At 68.4% G+C, this 374-nt stretch carries 1 tRNA gene; it reads left to right on the plus strand.

What is annotated here, in order from left to right:
• Positions 1–278 precede the first annotated feature (278 nt).
• Positions 279–352, plus strand: a tRNA-Met gene (locus IF64_RS0124980).
• The last annotated feature ends 22 nt before the right edge of the window (positions 353–374 follow it).

Below are 374 nucleotides of genomic sequence, written 5' to 3' on the forward strand. Positions count from 1 at the left end.
CTGTGGGGGCCCAGCCCCCCACGCCCCAGGCCGGCGGGCTTCGCCCCCGGACCCCCTTCGGCCTCGCTTCGCATCGGCCTACTCGTTCGCGGTCGCCCAGGGGGCGTTGGTTGCTGCCTGCGTCGGGATCCGCCTGCGTCGTGGTTGCCTGGGGCGATCGGTGTCCGTGTGCGTTCGGGGCTCTGGGGCTCGTGGGGTGGTTGATCTGCGACGGGGCGCGCAGGGGCCCCGGTGAAAACGATCAAAGGCGGGCGTGTAAAGTTGCATGTACACAACGACGCGGGGTGGAGCAGTTCGGTAGCTCGCTGGGCTCATAACCCAGAGGTCGTAGGTTCAAATCCTGCCCCCGCTACAGAGATCGGGAGACCCCTGTC

Source organism: Prauserella rugosa, from assembly GCF_000719975.1.
GTDB lineage: Bacteria > Actinomycetota > Actinomycetes > Mycobacteriales > Pseudonocardiaceae > Prauserella > Prauserella rugosa.